This is a genomic window from Corynebacterium timonense, assembly GCF_900105305.1.
GTDB lineage: Bacteria > Actinomycetota > Actinomycetes > Mycobacteriales > Mycobacteriaceae > Corynebacterium > Corynebacterium timonense.
Window position 1 is genome coordinate 91,543 of sequence record NZ_LT629765.1, and the last position, 18,305, is coordinate 109,847.

The 18,305-nt window shown below is 70.1% G+C and carries 19 protein-coding genes, 1 tRNA gene and 1 pseudogene; 8 read left to right on the forward strand and 13 right to left on the reverse strand.

Annotation, left to right across the window (positions count from 1 at the left end):
- Positions 1–720 (forward strand): hypothetical protein, encoded by a 720-nt coding sequence (locus BLT81_RS00425; protein WP_019195117.1) that lies wholly within the window; start codon positions 1–3, stop codon positions 718–720.
- Between the two features lie 10 nt (positions 721–730).
- On the opposite strand, the gene disA is transcribed toward BLT81_RS00425, so the two are convergent.
- From disA to BLT81_RS00440, 3 genes are read right to left on the reverse strand one after another with little or no spacing between them, the layout of a single operon-like run.
- Positions 731–1,792 carry a DNA integrity scanning diadenylate cyclase DisA gene (gene disA / locus BLT81_RS00430; RefSeq protein WP_019195116.1) on the reverse strand — a complete coding sequence of 354 codons (1,062 nt, stop codon included), beginning with the start codon at positions 1,790–1,792 and terminating at the stop codon, positions 731–733.
- Between the two features lie 11 nt (positions 1,793–1,803).
- Positions 1,804–3,180: a DNA repair protein RadA gene (radA, locus tag BLT81_RS00435; protein WP_019195115.1), complete on the reverse strand. Its 1,377-nt coding sequence runs from the start codon at positions 3,178–3,180 to the stop codon at positions 1,804–1,806.
- 37 nt (positions 3,181–3,217) lie between these two features.
- Positions 3,218–3,778 (reverse strand): hypothetical protein, encoded by a 561-nt coding sequence (locus tag BLT81_RS00440; RefSeq protein WP_019195114.1) that lies wholly within the window; start codon positions 3,776–3,778, stop codon positions 3,218–3,220.
- A gap of 202 nt (positions 3,779–3,980) precedes the next feature.
- Here BLT81_RS00440 and BLT81_RS00445 point away from each other — a divergent pair, with 202 nt between their 5' ends.
- From BLT81_RS00445 to rlmB, 5 genes are read left to right on the forward strand one after another with little or no spacing between them, the layout of a single operon-like run.
- Positions 3,981–4,598, forward strand: coding sequence for a CarD family transcriptional regulator (locus BLT81_RS00445; protein WP_019195113.1), 618 nt, complete (start codon positions 3,981–3,983; stop codon positions 4,596–4,598).
- An 8-nt stretch (positions 4,599–4,606) separates the two neighbouring features.
- A complete protein-coding gene (ispD, locus tag BLT81_RS00450) occupies positions 4,607–5,293 on the forward strand; it encodes a 2-C-methyl-D-erythritol 4-phosphate cytidylyltransferase (protein WP_019195112.1) in 687 nt (228 codons plus the stop codon).
- 5 nt (positions 5,294–5,298) lie between these two features.
- On the forward strand, positions 5,299–5,772 hold the full coding sequence (gene ispF / locus BLT81_RS00455) for a 2-C-methyl-D-erythritol 2,4-cyclodiphosphate synthase (protein WP_019195111.1): 474 nt from the start codon (positions 5,299–5,301) through the stop codon (positions 5,770–5,772).
- Positions 5,772–7,196 carry a cysteine--tRNA ligase gene (gene cysS, locus BLT81_RS00460; RefSeq protein ID WP_019195110.1) on the forward strand — a complete coding sequence of 475 codons (1,425 nt, stop codon included), beginning with the start codon at positions 5,772–5,774 and terminating at the stop codon, positions 7,194–7,196. The genes ispF and cysS overlap by 1 nt, the downstream gene beginning before the upstream one ends.
- Before the next feature lie 3 nt (positions 7,197–7,199).
- Positions 7,200–8,138, forward strand: a complete 939-nt coding sequence (gene rlmB / locus BLT81_RS00465; RefSeq protein ID WP_019195109.1) for a 23S rRNA (guanosine(2251)-2'-O)-methyltransferase RlmB — start codon at positions 7,200–7,202, stop codon at positions 8,136–8,138.
- On the opposite strand, the gene BLT81_RS00470 is transcribed toward rlmB, so the two are convergent.
- Genes BLT81_RS00470 through BLT81_RS00490 form a run of 5 tightly spaced genes read right to left on the reverse strand, consistent with a single transcriptional unit; the run spans position 8,104 to position 12,302 of the window.
- Positions 8,104–8,976: a 3-hydroxyacyl-CoA dehydrogenase NAD-binding domain-containing protein gene (locus BLT81_RS00470; protein ID WP_019195108.1), complete on the reverse strand. Its 873-nt coding sequence runs from the start codon at positions 8,974–8,976 to the stop codon at positions 8,104–8,106. The two genes, rlmB and BLT81_RS00470, sit on opposite strands and share 35 nt — an antisense overlap.
- Positions 8,977–8,986: 10 nt before the next feature.
- The gene (locus BLT81_RS00475; protein WP_019195107.1) at positions 8,987–9,790 is read right to left on the reverse strand and encodes a CE1 family esterase; all 804 of its coding nucleotides are present in this window, start codon (positions 9,788–9,790) and stop codon (positions 8,987–8,989) included.
- A gap of 18 nt (positions 9,791–9,808) precedes the next feature.
- A complete protein-coding gene (locus BLT81_RS00480) occupies positions 9,809–10,660 on the reverse strand; it encodes a metal ABC transporter permease (protein ID WP_019195106.1) in 852 nt (283 codons plus the stop codon).
- A complete protein-coding gene (locus BLT81_RS00485; protein ID WP_019195105.1) occupies positions 10,657–11,346 on the reverse strand; it encodes a metal ABC transporter ATP-binding protein in 690 nt (229 codons plus the stop codon). The genes BLT81_RS00480 and BLT81_RS00485 overlap by 4 nt, the downstream gene beginning before the upstream one ends.
- Positions 11,343–12,302 carry a metal ABC transporter solute-binding protein, Zn/Mn family gene (locus tag BLT81_RS00490; RefSeq protein WP_051011592.1) on the reverse strand — a complete coding sequence of 320 codons (960 nt, stop codon included), beginning with the start codon at positions 12,300–12,302 and terminating at the stop codon, positions 11,343–11,345. Before BLT81_RS00490 ends, BLT81_RS00485 begins: the two co-directional genes overlap by 4 nt.
- A gap of 77 nt (positions 12,303–12,379) precedes the next feature.
- Here BLT81_RS00490 and BLT81_RS00495 point away from each other — a divergent pair, with 77 nt between their 5' ends.
- A complete protein-coding gene (locus tag BLT81_RS00495; protein ID WP_019195103.1) occupies positions 12,380–13,510 on the forward strand; it encodes a LacI family DNA-binding transcriptional regulator in 1,131 nt (376 codons plus the stop codon).
- Here BLT81_RS00495 and BLT81_RS00500 read toward each other — a convergent pair.
- The 5 genes and pseudogenes from BLT81_RS00500 to thrE form a co-directional block, all read right to left on the reverse strand.
- Positions 13,476–14,216, reverse strand: a complete 741-nt coding sequence (locus BLT81_RS00500) for a trehalose-phosphatase (protein WP_019195102.1) — start codon at positions 14,214–14,216, stop codon at positions 13,476–13,478. The two genes, BLT81_RS00495 and BLT81_RS00500, sit on opposite strands and share 35 nt — an antisense overlap.
- Entirely contained in the window at positions 14,213–14,683 is a 471-nt protein-coding gene (locus BLT81_RS00505) for a hypothetical protein (RefSeq protein ID WP_019195101.1), read from the reverse strand. The genes BLT81_RS00500 and BLT81_RS00505 overlap by 4 nt, the downstream gene beginning before the upstream one ends.
- On the reverse strand, positions 14,680–15,972 hold the full coding sequence (locus tag BLT81_RS00510) for an alpha,alpha-trehalose-phosphate synthase (UDP-forming) (RefSeq protein WP_019195100.1): 1,293 nt from the start codon (positions 15,970–15,972) through the stop codon (positions 14,680–14,682). Before BLT81_RS00510 ends, BLT81_RS00505 begins: the two co-directional genes overlap by 4 nt.
- A 6-nt stretch (positions 15,973–15,978) precedes the next feature.
- Positions 15,979–16,380, reverse strand: a complete 402-nt coding sequence (locus tag BLT81_RS00515) for a hypothetical protein (protein WP_019195099.1) — start codon at positions 16,378–16,380, stop codon at positions 15,979–15,981.
- Positions 16,381–16,440: 60 nt separating this feature from the next.
- Positions 16,441–17,975 (reverse strand): annotated as a pseudogene (gene thrE, locus BLT81_RS00520) (threonine/serine exporter ThrE).
- 140 nt (positions 17,976–18,115) lie between these two features.
- On the opposite strand from thrE, the gene BLT81_RS00525 reads away from it, so the two are divergent.
- Positions 18,116–18,191: transfer RNA gene (locus BLT81_RS00525), tRNA-Thr, on the forward strand.
- Positions 18,192–18,305: the final 114 nt, after the last annotated feature.

Consider the following 18,305-nt stretch of genomic DNA (forward strand, 5'->3'; position numbering starts at 1 on the left):
GTGACGTACCGCCCTTCAGACCCTCGACACGACAACCGGCCCCTGCCTCCCGAGATCTACCAGCGCCGCCGCATCGCCGCGCTCGTGATTCTGCTGGTGGTCGTGGGCCTCGTTATCTGGGGACTGACGGCCTTCGCCCGCTCCGGCTCCGGGCCCGACGATTCCGAGGAAGCCCCCGCGCAGACCACCGAGAACATCACGACCGAACCGACGGTGCAGGCACCGGCTGACGCCACCGGCAACGATGAGCCCGTGCAGGACGAGCCCGCGGCCACCACCGCGGCCGAGCCTGGGGAGGAACCCGCCAACAACGCGGGGGCGAAAGACACCTGCGTGCTCGAGGACCTGCGCATCACGGCGCGCACCAACTCCCCGAGCTACGGCCCCGGCGAGCAGCCGGCCTTCTACATGACGGTGGACAACCCCACCGCCGCCGACTGCGTCATCGACCTCACCGAGGAGCAGCTGCGCTTCGAGGTCTACGACATGGCCACCAACCAGCGCATCTGGTCCGACACCGACTGTCACCCGCCGGTGGTGACGGGCGAGGAGACCTTCGCCCCGGGCGAGCCGCGCGACTTCGAAGCCGTCTGGTCGCGCAAGGACTCCCGCCCCGGAGAGTGCGCGGACCGCCAGGACGTGCCGGACGGCTCCTACTACCTGCACGCCGTCATCGGCGCCCACGCCTCCGACCCGGTGGACTTCACGCTGCGCCCGTAGGGCGGCGTTGTCAGGCGAATCGCCGCAGCCCGTCGTAGATGTGGCGGGCCCACAGGGGCGAGACGCTGTCGGCGGCGACGATGTCGTCGAGGCTAGCGGACAGGAGGGCGGGCAGCTCGCCGAAGGCGCCGACGATGCGGTCCATGAGGAACGTGGGAACCCGGGGGATGCGCGAGAGGGCGCGGTAGCCGCGCGGGGTGACGTCCTGCATGAGGTTTTCCTCCGTGGCCGGCAGCCCGAGCGCGCGGGCGAGCGTGGCGGAGTTGAGCAGCTGCGAGTCCGGTAGCTCGGACAGGGTGCGCAGGACCTGGGCGAGGTGCTCCTCGTCGGGGATCGTGGGGGCGGCGATGTAGTCGCGCACCAGCATCTCGATCTCGTTGACGGAGCCACGCAGTTCGCTGAGCTGCAGGGTGAGCTGGCGGGCGTCGACGCCGAGCTCGACGATGTGGGAGTCCATGTCGTTCGCGGCGCGCTCCAGCATGATCTGGCGCTGCAGAACGTTGAGGACGTCGCTGACGGTGGCGTAGTTGTTCATCTCGGCGACGAACAGACGCTGGTTGGCCAGGTCGAGGCGGCTGCGGTAGCGCTCGACCGTGGACAGGGCTTGGTTGGCGCGTTGGGTGAGCACCGTGGGCTCCTCCATGAGGTGGCGCTGCCCCTCGGCGTACAGGGTGAGCGTGTTCATGGACGCGGACACGGAGACGACCGGCACCCCGGTTTGCAGGGCGGTGCGCTCGGCGGCGCGGTGGCGCGTGCCGGATTCGGCGGTGGGGTAGGTGGGGGAGGGCACCAGCTGGACGTTGGCGCGCAGGATGCGGGAGGCGTCGGCGGAGAGGATGACGGCGCCGTCCATCTTGCACAGCTCGCGCAGCAAGGTGGGCTGGAAGGGGACGTCGAAGGCGATGCCGCCGTCGCAGAGCTCGACGACCTCGGGGCCGTCGCCGATGACGATGAGACCGCCGGTGTGTCCGCGCTGGATGCGCTCGAGCCCCTCGCGAAGCGGGGTGCCGGGGGCGAGGCGCTTGAGGGCGCCCAGGAGGGTGGTGCCGGGGTGAGGCGCAGACTCAGTCATAAGGCGCCAGTCTAGTGGTCGATCGCGGCGATGGCCTCGCGCAGCGTGGCGGCGGCGACGATGCGCATGCCGGGTACGCTAATCGTCTCCCCGGCGGGGATGATGGCGCCGGTGTAGCCGAGGCGGGCGGCCTCGTGGAGGCGCCGGCCGAGGTTGGGGACGCGGCGCAGCTCCCCGGCCAAGCCCACTTCGCCCACCGTCACCGTCGTCGGCGGCAGGGGGCGTTCGTGCAGGCTGGACCAGGTGGCCAGCGCGACCGCGAGGTCCGTCGCGGTTTCGGTGATGCGCATGCCGCCGACGGTGGCCACGTAGGCGTCCTTGTCGTTGGTGCGCTCCCCGCAGCGCGCCTGCAGGACCGCGAGCACCATGGGCACGCGGTTGGAGTCGAGGCCGGTGACCACGCGCTTCGGGCTCTTGTTCACGGGGTCGACAGTGAGCGCCTGCACCTCGGCGAGCATGGGGCGCACCCCGTCCATGGCCACGGTCACGGCGGAGCCGTCGGGGGTCTGCCCGCGGTGGGAGAGGAACAGGCCGGAGGGGTCGGGTACCTCGCGGATGCCGTCCGCGGTCTGCTCGAAGCACCCCACCTCGTCGGTGGCCCCGAAGCGGTTTTTCATGCCGCGAAGCATGCGCAGGCTGGACTGGCGGTCGCCCTCGAAGTTGAGCACGACGTCGACGAGGTGCTCGAGCACGCGCGGTCCGGCGACGTTGCCGTCCTTGGTCACGTGGCCGACCAAGAGGATGGTCAGGTTGGTCGTCTTCGCCAGGGTGGTCAGCGCGGCGGTGACGGCGCGGGACTGCGCCACCCCGCCCGGCACGCCTTCGACGCCGGAGGCGTGCATGGTCTGCACCGAGTCGACGATGAGCAGGGAGGGCCGGATCTGCTCGACGTGGCCGAACACGACGTCGAGGTTGGATTCGGCGGCGAGGTAGAGCGTCTCGCACAGCGCGCCGGTGCGCTCGGCGCGGGCGCGGACCTGGCCCGCGGATTCTTCGGCGGTGACGTACAGGGCGCGGCGCCCGCCCAGCTGGGCCCAGCGGGACGCGACCTCCAGCAGCAGGGTGGACTTGCCCACCCCCGGCTCGCCGGCCATGAGGACAACGGAGCCGGGGACGACGCCGGAGCCGAGCACGCGGTCGAGCTCGCCGATGCCGGAGGGGGTGGTCGCGGTGGCCGTGGCGTCGACGGCGGTGATCGGGGCGGCGGGGGAGGTCGGCGTCAGGGCCTGCACCGGGGCAGGGCCGGCGCTCGCGCGAGCCGCGGCCGCGGGCGGGGTCTGCTCCTGCAGGGTGCCCCACGAGCCGCATTCGGGGCAGCGGCCGAGCCACTTGGGGGAGGAGTAGCCGCATTCCGTGCAGGTATGCAGCGTGCGTTGTTTCTTCGCCATGAACGCGCTGACGGGGGCGTCGATACGCGAAGAACTCTTAGTGCCCGGCGTGCTGGCCCTCGTCGCGCATGGACGCGCCCGAGGGGAGGGTGGGGGCGGAGACGGTCGCGGTGACGTCGATGGTGGCGGTGTCGAACCGGAAGGTGACGTCGACGTTGCCGCCGTATGCGAAGTCGTCGTTGAACACCGAGGTGGTCACGTACTGGATGCAGTCGCTGGTGGAGCGGGGGATCGAGGCGATCGCGGGCTGGGAATCGGCCACGAGGACGCACTGGGCCGGGATCTCCGTCGGGCCGTCGAGGACAACGTCGTTGCCGTTGACGCTGGCGGACAGCAGGGTGTGCGGCTGGCGCGCGTCGTTCTGGTTAATCGCCGTGAACTTGAGGGCGGCGGTGCCGTTTTCTTCGAGCACGAGGGTGACGTCCTGGACGGCAATCTCCTGGTTCTCGCTGGTGGTGCTGGCGCCGTCGACGGCCGCGACCTGGTTGGAGGTCTGGGTGATCTGACCGGCGGAGCAGCCGGCGATCAGCAGTGCAGACGCGGCGATGGCGGAGACGGCGGCGGCCGGCTTCAGGGACTTCACGTGAGTGTCCTCCATACTTTGTTTTCCCTTTTTCTCTCCGTTTACCTTAGCCCGTCGCCGCGCCCTTTTCCCAGTTTCCGCCCAGGGGAGGGGGAGGCGCGGCCGCAGCGTGGGGTCATTCGGGGGTAAACCTTCCGGGCCCGCCGCGCGTCGGCCGCGGGTGGTAAACTAGCCGGGTTGTAAAGGTGAGTACGGCCGCAAAGAGTCTGGAGAATCCATGGAGTTTAACGTCGGAGAAGTTGTCGTCTACCCCCACCACGGCGCGGCACGCATCGCCGACATCGAGCAGCGCGAGATGGGAGGGGAGACGCTCGATTTTCTCGTGCTCAAGATTCTCCAGTCGGACCTTGAGGTCCGCGTGCCGGTGAAAAACACCGAGCTGGTCGGCGTGCGCGACGTGGTCAACGAGGAAGGCCTGCAGAAGGTCTTTTCGGTGCTGCGCGAGACGGACGTCGAGGAGGCCGGCAACTGGTCGCGGCGCTACAAGGCCAACCAGGAGCGCCTCGCCTCCGGCGATATCAACAAGGTCGCCGAGGTCGTGCGCGACCTGTGGCGCCGGGACCAGGGCAAGGGCCTGTCCGCCGGCGAGAAGCGCATGCTGGGCAAGGCGCGCCAGGTGCTCGTCGGCGAGCTCGCGCTCGCGGAGCCGGTGGACGAGAAGAAGGCGGACGAGATGGAGGCGGAGATCTCCAGGATCATCGACGCCCAGGTCAAGGCCGGCATCTCGATTGCCCCGCGCCCGGACGAGGACGACGAGGACGACGTGGACCTCGACGACCTGAGTTTCGACGACGACCACGATGAGCGCGACGACCACGACGAGGACGACGAGTAGGGCGCGCCGTGCGCGCTGTCACCGCGATCGTTGCGGCCGCTGGGCGCGGCACGCGCCTCGGCGCCGAGCTGCCCAAGGCGTTCGTCGAGCTGGGCGGGATCACGCTGCTTGAGCGTTCTGTCGCCGCGCTCGAGGCCTCCGGGGTGGTCGACGACACCATCGTCGTGGTCAGCCCCGACATGGAAGACACGGCCCGTCGGGTGCTGGCGGGCCGCGGCGTGAGCTTCGTGCACGGCGGCGCGGAGCGGGCGGATTCGATGTACAACGGCCTGCGCGCCATCGACGCCGAGGACGGCGTGGTGCTCATCCACGACGCCGCCCGCTGCCTCACGCCCCCGGGGATGATCGCGCGCGTCGCCGGGGCGGTCGTGGGCGGCGAGGTCGCCGCGGTGCCGGTCGTCGCGGTGGCGGACACGATCAAGGAGGTCGACGCGGCCGGCGCCGTGGTTGTGTCCACGCCCTCGCGTGCGCGGCTGCGCGCCGTGCAAACCCCCCAGGCATTCGACCTGCGCGAGCTGCGCCGAGCCAACGAGGCCTATTTTTCCGAGCGCCCCGAGTTCGTCGCCACCGACGACGCCAGCCTGATGGAATGGTTCGGCGCGCGCGTGGCCACGGTGGAGGGCGACGCGCTGGCTTTCAAAATCACCACCCCGCTGGACATGCGCCTGGCGCAGGCCCTGATCCACGTACGGTAAAAGCCATGAGCAACATTCGCGTGGGCACAGCCTTCGACGCACACCAGATTCAGCCCGGCAAGGACTGTTGGATCGCCGGGATCCTCCACGAGGGCGCCGACGGCTGCGAGGGCCATTCCGACGGCGACGTGGTCAGCCACGCCGTCGTCGACGCGGTCTTATCCGCCGCCGGCCTCGGCGACCTCGGCTCCTTCGTCGGAGTGGGCCGCCCGGAGTACGAGGGGGTCACCGGGGTCCGCCTGCTGGTCGAGCTCAAGGAGCTTCTCGACGCCCACGGGGTCACCGTCATCAACGTCTCCGCCCAGCTGGTGGCCCAGACGCCGCGGATGGGCCCGGTGCGCGAGGAGGCGGAGCGCGTGCTCTCGCAGGCGCTGGGCGCCCCGGTGTCCGTCGGTGCGACCACGACCGACCACATGGGCTTCACCGGCGCGGGGGAGGGCAGGGCAGCGATTGCCACCGCGCTGGTTGAACTAAGCTGATGGCCGTGACTTCCGGTACTCCTTCACAGCAGATCTTCGACACCGCGACCCGCTCGCTGCGCCCCTTCGAGCCACTGCGCGAAGGCCACGTCTCGATCTACCTGTGCGGGGCGACCCCGCAGTCCCACCCCCACATCGGGCACCTGCGCTCCGGCGTCGCCTTCGACATCGTGCGCCGCTGGTTTATCGCCCAGGGCTACGACGTCGCCTTCGTGCGCAACGTCACCGACATCGACGACAAGATTCTCACCAAGGCCGCCGAGAACAATCGGCCCTGGTGGGAGTGGGTGTCCACCCACGAGCGCGCGTTCACCCGGGCCTACGACACGCTCGGCGTGCTCCCGCCGTCGGTGGAGCCGCGGGCGACGGGGCACGTGACCCAGATGGTGGATTACATGCGGCGTCTCATCGACCGCGGTGTCGCTTACGCCGCCGAGGGCTCCGTCTACTTCGACGTCGACGCCTGGGTGCGCGCGGAGGGTTCGGACTACGGCTCGCTGTCCGGCAACCGCGTTGAGGAGATGGAGCAAGGCGAGCCCGATAACCGCGGCAAGCGCGGGGCCCACGACTTCGCCCTGTGGAAGGCGGCGAAGCCCGGCGAGCCGAGCTGGCCCACCCCGTGGGGAGACGGCCGGCCGGGCTGGCACCTCGAGTGCTCCGCGATGTCCACCTGGTACCTCGGCCCTGAGTTTGACATCCACGGCGGCGGCCTCGACCTGCAGTTCCCCCACCACGAGAACGAGCAGGCGCAGTCGCACGCCGCCGGCGACGGCTTTGCCCGCTTCTGGATGCACAACCACTGGGTCACCATGGCCGGGGCGAAGATGTCGAAGTCCCTGGGCAACGTCCTGTCCATCGACGCCATGCTCGAGGCGGTGCGCCCGGTGGAGCTGCGTTACTACCTCGGCTCCGCGCACTACCGCAGCGTCCTCGAGTACTCGCCCGAGGCGCTGAGCGAGGCCGCCGCGGGCTACCGGCGCATCGAGGACTTCGTCGCCCGCGCCGGCACGCCCGAGCCGTCGACGTGGACGGATGGCTTCGCCGCCGCGCTTTTCGACGACTTCGGGGTGCCCCGGGCCCTCGCCGAGATCCACAACGCAGTGCGGGAGGGCAACAAGGCCCTGGCGCAGGGCGACGCCGGCGCCGCCCGGGAGATCGCGGCGGGCGTGCGCGCCATGGCGGCGGTGCTCGGCGTGGATCCGGGGGAGTGGGCCGATGAGGCGTCGACACGCGGGGCGGCGGAGGCCGCCCTCGACGTGCTGGTGCGCGCCGAGCTCGAGCGCCGCGCCGAGGCGCGCGCCGCGAAGGACTGGGCCGTGGCCGACGAGGTGCGCGACCGCCTCGCCGCCGCCGGCATCGAGGTCACCGACACCCCCGACGGCCCGCAGTGGGCCCTCAACACCGCAGGCGAGAAAGGCGTTTAAGAGATGGCGAAACCGTACCAGCGCCCCGACAAGCAGAAAACCTCGAAGAAGGGCGCCTCGAAGGGCTCCGGCGGGCAGCGCCGCCGCGGGCTGAAGGGCAAGGGGGCAACCCCGAAGGCGGAGGACCGCGTCTACCACTCCGCGCACAAGCGCAAGCTCGAGCGCGAGCGGCGCAACTCCGGGCGCCACGAGCGCGAAAGCGTCGACCTCGTCGTGGGGCGCAACCCCGTCATCGAGTGCCTGCACGCGAAGGTGCCCTCCGAGGCTCTCTACGTCGCGCAGGGGACGGGCCACGACGACCGCCTCAGCGAGGCCGTCACCCTCGCGAACTCTCGTGGCCTGCCCGTGCACGAAGTGCCGCGCCGGGACCTGGACGCGATGACCGGAAACGGCCTGCACCAGGGCGTCGGCCTACGCATCCAGCCCTACAAGTACGCCGACGTCTTCGACCTCATCGCCGGGGTCGCCGAGCGCGGGGAGACCGGAATGTTCGTCGTGCTGGACAACATCACGGACCCGCGCAACCTCGGCGCCGTCATCCGCTCCACGGCTGCGTTCGGCGGCCACGGGGTGATCATCCCGGAGCGCCGCTCCGCGCAGGTCACGGGCGTGGCGTGGCGCACTTCGGCGGGCACCGCCGCGCGGCTGCCGGTGGCGAAGGCCACCAACATCACCCGCACCGTCAAGCAGTTCAAGGACAACGGCTACATGGTCGTCGGCCTCGACGCGGGCGGCGAGCACACCCTAGACACCTTCGACGGGGCGACCGACCCAGTCGTCATCGTCGTCGGCTCGGAGGGCAAGGGCATCTCGCGGCTCGTGCGCGAGAACTGCGACGTCATCATGTCCATCCCCACCGAAGGCTGGGTGGAATCCCTCAACGCCTCGGTGGCGGCGGGCGTGGTGCTTAGCGAGTGCGCCCGTCAGCGCCGCCAGAAATAACCGCGTTGAAGCCGCGCAGCTTCTCGTCGCGGGCCGCCGAGCGGCGCTTGAAGGACTCCTTGTCGTTGCCGTAGGCGTCGTCGACCTGGGAGAAGAGCTCGTCGAGGTTGTCGAGGTCCGGCTCGCCGACCGGCATGGTGTCGGCCCACTGGGAGGCGATGTTGCCGAAGATGGCCGAGACGCCCTCCGGCCCGCCGCCGAGGCGGTTGGCCTCGAAGGGCCCGACCGCCGCGTAGCGCAGCCCGAGCGAGTTGCGCACGATGGAGTCCACCTCCTCTGGGCTGACGATCCCCTCCTGCACCAGGTAGATCGCCTCCCACATGATCGCCTTCTGGATCCGGTTGCCCACAAAGCCCGCGATCTCCTTGCGCAGCGTCGTCGGCTCGAAGCCCAGCTCGGAGTACACCTCCTCCGCCCGCCGAGTCGTCTCGGGGCTCGTGTCGGGCCCCGGCACGATCTCGAGCACGGGCATGAGGTGCGCGGGCGTGAAGGGGTGGCCGACAATGATGCGCTCGGCCGCCGCGTTGTCGCGGGCGATGACCGAGGGCAGGATCGCCGAGCTTGACGACGCCAGAACGACGCCCTCCCCGGTCAGCTCCGCGAGCCGGGAGAACATGCCCTGCTTGAACTCGGGGTCCTCCGGCCCGGCCTCCTGGACAAAGTCCACGCCCTCGACGGCGTCTTCGAGCTCGCTGTAGAACGTCGCTCCCGCCTTTTCTACCTCGTCGGCGACGCCGGAGTCGATGTCGTAGACGTTGACCTCCCACCCCGCGTCGGTGAAGCGTGTGATGAAGGATTGACCGATCAGGCCGCTACCAATAATTAGTGCTCTGCTCATAGCCCCCAGGCTAGAGAGAAAAGTAGTCGCTGACCAGGTCCGCTCCCACCACCGCGTCGGTGCCCGGGCCGAGGCGCTCGTCGAGGCGCGCCGGGGAGGGGACGAGGTGGCCCACGCCGTCGAGCGACCACAGTTCCACGGGGGCGCCGCCGGACCAGGTGTCCACCGTCACCGTGGGTGTCGGGCGCGAGCGCTCGTGTTGTTCGGAGCCGTTGAGGAAGGCGAGGTAGCGCGCGGAGTCGAGGGCGGAGCGGGCGGTGCCCCGGTTGGCGGGGCCGATGCCCGCCTCGCCGCCCTCGTAGGGCACGATCGGGTCGGCCGTACCCTGCACCGCGAGGATCGGGGTGGGCACCCAGCCGGCGGGGGCGCGCAGCATGTTGTCGTCCGTGGGGGCGGGGGCGCCGAAGAGGGCGACGCCGTGGAGGGCGCCGGGGGCGTCGACAAGCATGCGAAGGAGCATCTGGCCGCCGTTGGAAAAGCCGCAGCCGATGACCCGGCGCGCGCCGTAGAGCGCGATGAGCTCGCGGAGGAAACCGACGTCGTCGACGTTGAGCGTGCGCGCGGTCTCGTTGAAGCTGCGGCGCAGGTCGTTGAAGTGGTGGTCGACGCCGTCGGGGTAGACCACCGCGCACCCGCGCGAGGCGAACGCGTCGAAGGTGCGGCCCGTGAAGGTGCGCGCGACGCTGCCCGACTGGAGGGAGCCGTGCAAAAACATAACGAGGGTGTCGGCGGTGCCGTCGGCCGCGGTGATCTCCAGCCAGGTCCTGTCCCGGCCGTCGTGGTGCAGGTGTCGTCGGGTGCGGGTGGGCGTCACCCGGCCCACTCTAGCCGCTTAGCCCGTTGCCTGGATGCGTCGTGCCCTGCGCCCGCCGACCAGGCGGCACACGAGGTAGATGGCGAAGGAGATGAAGGAGACCATGACGCTCACGGGCAGGCCCGGGGCGAGCGAGAGGAGGATGCCGCCCACGGCGGCGACCTCGGCGAACAGCACCGACCATGCCACGGCCGCGAGCGGGTTCGCGGTGATGGCCACGGCGCTCGCTCCGGGGGCGATGAGCAGGGACATCACCAAAAGCGCGCCGACGATCTGCACGGTCTCGGCCGCGGCGATTCCCAGCAGCACGGCGAAGGCCGCGGCGACGAGGCGCACGCGCACCCCGGCGGCGGCCGCGACGTCCGGGTCGGCGGAGGCGAACACGAGGGGGCGCCACATGATGGCGACCGCCACCACCACGAACACGGTCGCGATGGCCAACGAGCGCACGCCCGCCCCGGTCACGCCGACGATCTGCCCGGTGAGCAGGGACATCGCGATCGTCGAGTTGCCGGGGTAGAGGTAGAGGAAGAGCACCGAGATACCCATTCCGAAGGCCATGACCACGCCGACGGCGGCGTCGTTGCCGCCGCGCATGCCGAAGGCGACGAGAAGTAGCGCAGCGGCGACGGAGCCGGCCACGGCCCCGAGCGGCAGGCTCACGCCGAAAAACAGCGCGATGGCCGCGCCCATCAGCGCCAGCTCCGAGGTCGCGTGGACGCCGAAGGACATCTTGCGCAGGATCACGAGCGGGGCGATCACGCCGGAGAGGACGCCGAGGAGGGCGGAGGCGATCAGCGAGTCGTGGACGAAATCGAAGGTGAGCAGGTAGCGCGTCTGCTCCAGGGCGTCGGAGAGAAGCTCGGTCACACGATCACCGTCTTGCCGCGCACCGTGACCACGTCGACGGGGGCGCCGTAGAGGTCGCTGAGCACGGAGGAATCCAGCACGTCCTCGACGGGGCCGAGGACGTGGCCCTGCGGGCCGATGTACAGGATGCGGTCGACCACGTCGACGACGGGGTCAATGGAGTGCGTCACCATGAGCACCGCCGCGTCGAGCGCGCGGAAGCGCTCCACGGTCTCGCGCTGGCGGGCGACGTCGAGGGAGAGGAAGGGCTCGTCGGCGAGCAGGATCTCCGGGTTCTTCGCCAGGGCTTGCGCCTGGCGCACCAGCTGCTGCTGCCCGCCCGACAGAGCCCCCACCCGCGCGTCGGCGAGGTGGCCCGCGCCGACGGAGGCGAGAAGCTCGTCGACCGCGTCGCGGTTGACCCGCCGGTTGCGCAACACGCCGTGCCCGAGCGCGAGGGAGACGAGGTCGCCGGCGCGCAGGGGAAGGTCGCGGTCGAACATGCGTTGCTGCGGGATCAGCCCGAGGCGGCCGTTGACCTCGACGCGCCCCGATTGTAGGCGGCGGATCCCGGCGAGGCAGTTGAGCAGGGTCGACTTCCCCGAGCCGTTGGGCCCGAGGACGGCGATCATTTCCCCCGCGGCGATGTCGAGGGTGATGTTGCTCCAGAGCGGCTCGACTGTGGCGTCGATAAGCCGCGCTATCACGAAACGGCCTGCTCGATGTCGCCGACGACGGCGGCGAAGTAGTCGAGGAAGTTCTCACCGTTCGGCGGGGTCTCGTAGACCTCGACGATGGGCACGTTGTTTTCTTGGGCGGCGTCGACGATGAGCTGGGCGGAGGCGTTGACGCTCTGCGGGCTGAAGATGACGACGTCGATCTCGCCGGCCTCGATGAGGTCGATGAACTCCGCGACCGCGGCCGTCGGCGGCTCCGTGTGGTTCAGCGTGGCGCTGCGGTAGGACTCGGGCGTGACCAGCTGGAGGGAGGATTCCTCGATGAGCGCGTCGGCGATGGGGTGGACCTGGGCGACGCGGGCGTCGGGCAGGTCCTCGATGTCGCCCTTGATGGCGTCGAGCTGGGCGTCGAGCTCGGAGGTGTCGCCGCCGGCGGTCTCGGCAATCTCGTGGCCCACCGAGCGCACGGCCTCGGTGGAGTACCAGATGTGCTCGTTTTCGTCGTGCGCGTGATCGTGCCCGTGCTCGTGGCCGTGATCGTGCTCGCCCTCGGCCTCGCCCTCGTGGTCGTGCTCATGATCGTGCTCATGATCGTGGTCGTGGCCATGGCCGTCGTCCTCGACGAGCGGGAGCGCGGAGATAATGTTCGCGGGGTCGGCGGCCGTGTAGAGGCCGACATCGTAGGAGCCGCCGTTGGCGATGACCAGGTCAGCGGACTCGATGCGGGCGTGATCCGCGGCGGTCGGCTCGTAGTCGTGGGGGTCGATGGAGGGGTTGTCAATCACCGCGCCGACCTCGCGGTCGAGGACGGAGCTGGCGACGTCCGCCCACACCTGCGTGGTGGCGATTGTGTCCTCCGTCTGCTGCTCCTCGGCGGGAGCGGCGCTGTCCTGCTCGTTGTCGGGGGAGCAGGCCACGAGGGTGGCCGCTGCCGTTGCTGCTGCGAGAGCGCCCGCGAAGGGGCGCTTTAAGCTAAACTTTGTCATGGTAACCATCAAACCATTAGTGAAAACATCTTTCAATAATTAGTGGGCAGGGCACCTGCGCGCACTACGATGGCCCCATGTCACGCCGCCCCGCGCCCGGCGAGTACCCCCGGGCCACGCCGCGAGCTCCCGCGAAAACGCACCCGAGAGCAACGCTGGACTCCATCGCCCGCGAGCTCGGGGTGTCGCGCACGACGGTGTCCAACGCCTACAACCGGCCCGACCAGCTCTCGCCCGAGCTGCGCCAGCTCATCCTCGGCACGGCCCGCGAGCTGGGCTACCCGGGGCCGAACCCCACGGCGCGCTCGCTGCGGACCGCCCGCTCGGGGGCGGTCGGCGTCATCTTGACCGAGCGCCTCGCCTACGCCTTCGAGGACCACGCCTCCGTCGACTTCCTCGCCGGCCTCGCGGCGGCGAACGACGTCTCCCTCACGCTGATCCCCGTCGGCCCGGGGGAGGGGCCCTCGCCCAACCGGGACTCCGTCGCCAACGCCATCGTGGACGGCTTCGTCGTCTACTCGGTGCCCGCGGGCGACCCGCACCTGAAGGCGGCGCGGGAGCGCGGCCTCCCGGTCGTCGTCTGCGACCAGCCCGCGACTCTCAGCGGCGTGCCCTACGTGGGCATCGACGACGCGGCCGCGATCGAGCCGGCGGCGCGTTCGCTCGTGAGCGCCGGCCACCGGCGCATCGGCATCCTGACCAAGCGCCTGTTCAGCCGCCCCCGCGACGGGGCCGTCACCCGAGCGGAGCTCGAGACCTCCGACATGCACGTTCAGCGCAACCGCGTCCGCGGGGCCCTCGAGGTTTTCCGCGCCGCGGGGATCGCGGAGGTGCCCATCGTGAATAGGCACTTCAACGACGTGGCCTCCGCCGCCGACGGCGCGCGCGAGCTGATCGGCGCCCACCCGGACCTCACCGCCGTGCTGTGTACCACCGACTCGATGGCGCTCGGCGTCCTCGAGGCCTTCGGCGACCGCGTCCCCCGCGACCTGTCGGTGACCGGCTTCGACGGCATCGCCGCCGCGCGCTACCTCGGCCTGACCACCGTGGAGCAGCCCAACACGCGCAAGGGCCGCGAGGTGGGCCGCGTGCTCCGCCAGCTTATCGACGCCCCCGCCGCGCCCCCCGCCCCCCGCACGATCCTGCCCACCCAGTTCGTGCCGGGCCGCACCGTCAGCGCCCCGCGCGAGCGGCCGCGAGGTCTGTGAGAACGCCGGCCATCTCGGCCACGGTGCTCACACGCAGCGGCGCGACGGAGGGCTTCGGGCCGACTTTGATGCCCACGTCGCCCTGCCCAAGCACGGCCAGGGCCGTCTCGTCCGTGGTGTCGTCGCCGGCCATGAGGGTAGCGCTAAAGCCCTGTTTGTAGCCTGCGAGCCAGCTGCCCTTGGTGGTTTCGAGCGCGGAGAACTCCACGACGTTGCGCCCGGCGATCACCGGCCGGCCGCCCGCGTCGATAGCCAAGGCGCGGCGCAGCAAGGACTCGGCGCGCCCCGGGTCCGTCTCTGCGAGCGCGGCGACGTGGAGGACGCGCTGGTACGGCTTGACTTCCACGGAGGCGGGCGGCTCGGCGATATCGGCGAGGGTGGCTTCGATGCGGTGCAAAAAGGCCCGATCATCGGGGGTGAGCTGTGGCCCGCCCGCGGTGGTCTCGGCGCCGTGGGAGCCGACGAGGACGACCGGGTCGCCGAGCGGGAAGACGCTGCGCAGCCCGTCGAGGTGGCGCCCGCTGAGCACCGCCACCTGGGTGCGCGGCAGCGCGCTGAGGTCGCGGATCGCGGCGAGTGCCGCGGGGTGGGCGCGCGCTGCGGCGGGGTCGGGGACGATCTCCGAGATCGTGCCGTCGAAGTCGAGGCAGACGAGGAGAGATTCCGCCTCGGCGAGCGTGCGAAGGGCCAGATCGAGTGTCGTCATAGTGCCATCACCCTGATCGAGGGAGCCTCGACCCCCTCAGAGGCCTCGAGTGCGGTCAACAGCGCCTCCCTGGGGCCGAGGTGGCGCACCCGGAACGTCGCGCCCGGGGCGAGCAGACCTGTCAGCTGGTCGTGGACGTAGCGCGCCCCGCCGATGCAGTCGCCGGGGTCGGCGACCTCCACCTCGTCGAGGCGCAGTTGGTCGCCCTCGGTCGTGGTGGTGGCGCGCAGCGGGGCGCAGCCGGTGAGCCCCTTCATAGAGCTCGCGCCGAAATCGAGGGTGGCCTTTCCGGCCGCGTCCTGCGGCAGCCCGCCCGGGGTGTTCGGGTCGGTGTAGACCGCGACGATCTGCCAGTGCGGGCCCACCAGCCCCGGGGCGCCCGCTTTCTCCGGCTCGTCGGCGCCCGAGCAGCTGGCTAACCCCGCGGAGACAGCGACTAGGGCCGCGGCGCGGCGGGCCTTTGTCACAGGGCCTCCAGAAAGTCCGCTGCCCAGCGCTGGACGTCGTGCTCGGTGACCCATGCGTGCATGGCGCGCATCGCGTCCTCATCGCCCGCGGCTGCGGCGCGGATGGCATCTTCCACCGAGGTGAGGTCGAAGGGGTTGCACAAGAAGGCCTGGTGCAGCTCGACGGCGGCCCCGGCGAACTCGGAGAGCACGAGCGCGCCCGAACCGTCCGGGTGGCAGGAGACGTACTCCTTGGCCACCAGGTTCATGCCGTCCTTGTAGGGGGTGACCAGCATGATGTCGGCCGCGGCGTAGAACACGCCGAGGCGCTCCTTGGGCACGGCGCGGTGAATGTAGTGCACCACGGGCCGGCCGACGTCGCCGAAGCGCCCGTTGATCCGGCCCACGGTTTCCTCGACCTCGCGGCGCGTCTGCCGGTAGTGGTCGATCCTCTCGCGCGAGGGGGTGGCCACTTGCACCACGACGGCGTCGTCAAGCACACCCTGCTCAAGCAGGTTCTCGAAGGCAAGCAGCCGCTGCACGATCCCCTTGGTGTAGTCGAGGCGGTCCACCCCGAGAAGCAGGGTCCGCGGGTGGCCCAGGCTCGCGCGCAGCGTATCGACGTCCCCCGGACCGCCCCGGGAGACCGAGGACGGGTCGATGGAGATCGGGAACGTGCCGGTGCGCGGCGCATCCTCGCCCATGAGGGTGCGGAAGTTCTCCTCGTCTTCGGCGCGCTGGAAGCCGATAAGGTCGCAGCCGCTCAGGCCGCGGGTGATCTCCTCGCGCCACGGCAGCTGGCGGAAGATGTCGGGGCCGGGGAAAGGGATGTGCAGGAAGAACCCGATGGTGAGGTCGGGGCGCAGCGCGCGCAGCAGACCGGGCACGAGCTGGAGCTGGTAGTCCTGCACCCACACCACGGCGTCCGGCGCGGCGACGGCAGCCGCGGCCTCGGCGAAGCGGCGGTTGACGTCGCAGTATGACTCCCACCACTCGGCCTCGTAGCGCGGCGTGACAATCAGGTCGTGGTAGAGCGGCCACAAGGAGGAGTTGGAAAAGCCCTCGTAGAAGTTCTCAAAGTCGTGGGCGCTGAGGGAGACCGGGTGGAGCCGGATGCCGTCGAACTCGAAGGGCTCGACCTGCGTGTCGGCCTCCCCGGGCCAGCCGACCCAGCAGCCGTCGTGGTGGCGCAGCACGGGGGCCAGCGCAGCGACGAGCCCGCCGGGGGAGATTTCCCAGCCGGAGCCCGTGTCTGCGCGGTCGACGGGGAGCCGGTTGGCGACGATGACGAAGCTGTTGTCCCCGGTCATGGTGCGCTACTTTTCGCCGGCGGTCTTTGTGGCGGTCTTTTTCTTCGTGGCCTTCTTCGCGGTGGCCTTCTTCGCGGTGGATTTCTTGGTGGTGGTCTTCTTCTTCGTCGCCTTCTTCTTGGCGGCCTTCTTTGTGGCCTTCTTCTTCGTCGCCTTCTTTGTGGCGGTCTTCTTCGCGGTGGTGCTCGTGGCAGAGGCGTCCTCTTCCGCCAAGGCCTCCTGTTCCTCGGCGTACTTGCTGTAGACAAAGCCCTTGGGCTCCACGCCGAGCATGGACATCAAGGTGACGCCGTCGAAGAAGTCCTCAGCGTAGGTGGCCACGATCCGCCGCGCGCCGGAGGCGGTCTGCTCCTCGACCGTGTGGGCAGCGTCGGGAGCGGGGCGGGAATCGGTGATCTTGGGTGGCACTGAAGCGTCTCCTTCTACACAGCCATGGTCAATACAGCTTGAAAAGCGGGCCTACCAAGTCTACGCCAAAGGCGGGGGCGCTGCCCCAGGCGCTGGTCCAGAGCCCGGCTCGCGTCCGGGGCCCTGCCCGGCGCGGGCGGCGGGTTTGCGGCGCCGGCGGCTGCGCGCAGCCTGCTCGGCGCGGCGGATCTGCTGGAAGGTGACCCGGCCGGCGCGGCGGAACGCGGGGTAGGGGTTGAAGATGCGCGGGCGGCGGATGCGGCGCGCACCCCACTCGCCGAGCACCACGCCGCTGGCGAGCGCCATGCACGTGCCCACGGCCAGCGCGATGCTCGTCGCGCCGAGGACCATTTGCTCGTTGAGCATCGCGTACATGCCGCGGTAGATGCCGGCGCCCGGAAGGAAGGGGGTCACGCCAGCGACGGCGGTGATGACCGGGTTGATGAGGAGGCGGCGGGCGATGAGGCCGCCGCCGAGGCCGATCATGGTGGCGCACGCGAAGGTGGCCAACAGGGTGCCCGCGCCGAGCGGCAACAGGAAGATGTAGTACATCGCGGAGCCGGCGAAGGCCGCGATGGCGGAGACGAGGATCGCAGGGCGCTCGGCGAAGCAGGTGACGGTGAAGGCCGCAGCCGCCAGCGTGCCGCCGATGATGCGCGCGACGGCGGAGCCGAACGTGGGGGTGCCCAGCATGGTCTCCAAGGGCGGCAGGCCGACACCGAGCATCTCGGACACCGAGATGCCCGTGGCCACGCCGGCGACGATGCCGCCCGTGAAGAGCATCGTTTGGAAGAAGCGGGCGCTGGCGGTGACCGGGGAGCCCGTGATGCCGTCGAGAAGCGATTGCACCAGCGTGAGGCCGGCGAGCAGGACGATGATGCCCGTGGCGATGACTTGGGTGGGCACCACCGTGTAGCCGAAGGTCGCGGAGAACTGGTAGAAGATCACGGCCGGGACGGTGGCGAGGAAGCCGCCGATGGCGCAGTGGAAGAAATAGGGTAGGTCGTTGCGCGAGATGACTTTGCCGATGCCCATGATGAGGAAGGCGGTGAGGCCGCCGAACAGCGCCATGAGCAGGTCGCCGCCGAGCAGGATCGAAATCGCGCCGCCCATGACCGCCCAGCCCGCGAGGAAGCGGAGGTTGCGGTGCGGGATGTACTCGCGCTCGATGTCGTCGAGGATCTTTTCCGCCATCTCCGGCGGGGTGGCGCCCGAACGGATCGAGCGGATCAGGCGGTCGACTTCCTGCAGCTTGTGGTAGTTGTACGACGAGTCGTCGACGACGCGGAACACGTTGACCGGCTGGCGGCGCTCCACACCAATGATGGTGTGGATGTTCATGGTGTTCACCGTGATGTCCACGTGACAGTAGTGCAGGCCGTACGAGGACGTCACGGCGTGAATGTGTGCCTTGACGTCCGAGCTTGTCGTGCCGTTGGTGATCAGGATCGAGCCGATCCGCGCCGCGATGTGCATGACGGCGGCCACCTGGGCCGGGTCGGTCAGGTCCACCGGCGCGAGGACGGAGGGCGGGGCGAGGTGCGGGCTTCGTCGATCGTCGCCACCGCGCGTGACCGCGTGCGGAAAACTCCCATCAGCGCGCTGAATCCGTTGCTCAACCCGCTCTCAGACCCGCTCTCAGACCCGCTGCTCACCCTAGATTCCACACGGCACAGACTATCGCCATAGGCGGTGTCACGCAGGGCTGGGGTGCCCGTGTACACTTTTGCTCACTGCTGGAGTGGCGCAATCGGTAGCGCAACGCACTTGTAATGCGTAGGTTGCGAGTTCAAGTCTCGTCTCCAGCTCCATTTTTTCCCGCTGCAGGTTCCTTCCGCGTCGGCCACGCGGCGCCACCGCGCCGACGCGGTCGCCCGCAAAGTGGGACCCCATGCCCAGTCGGCGTTCAGTAAATGTTCAGGTTG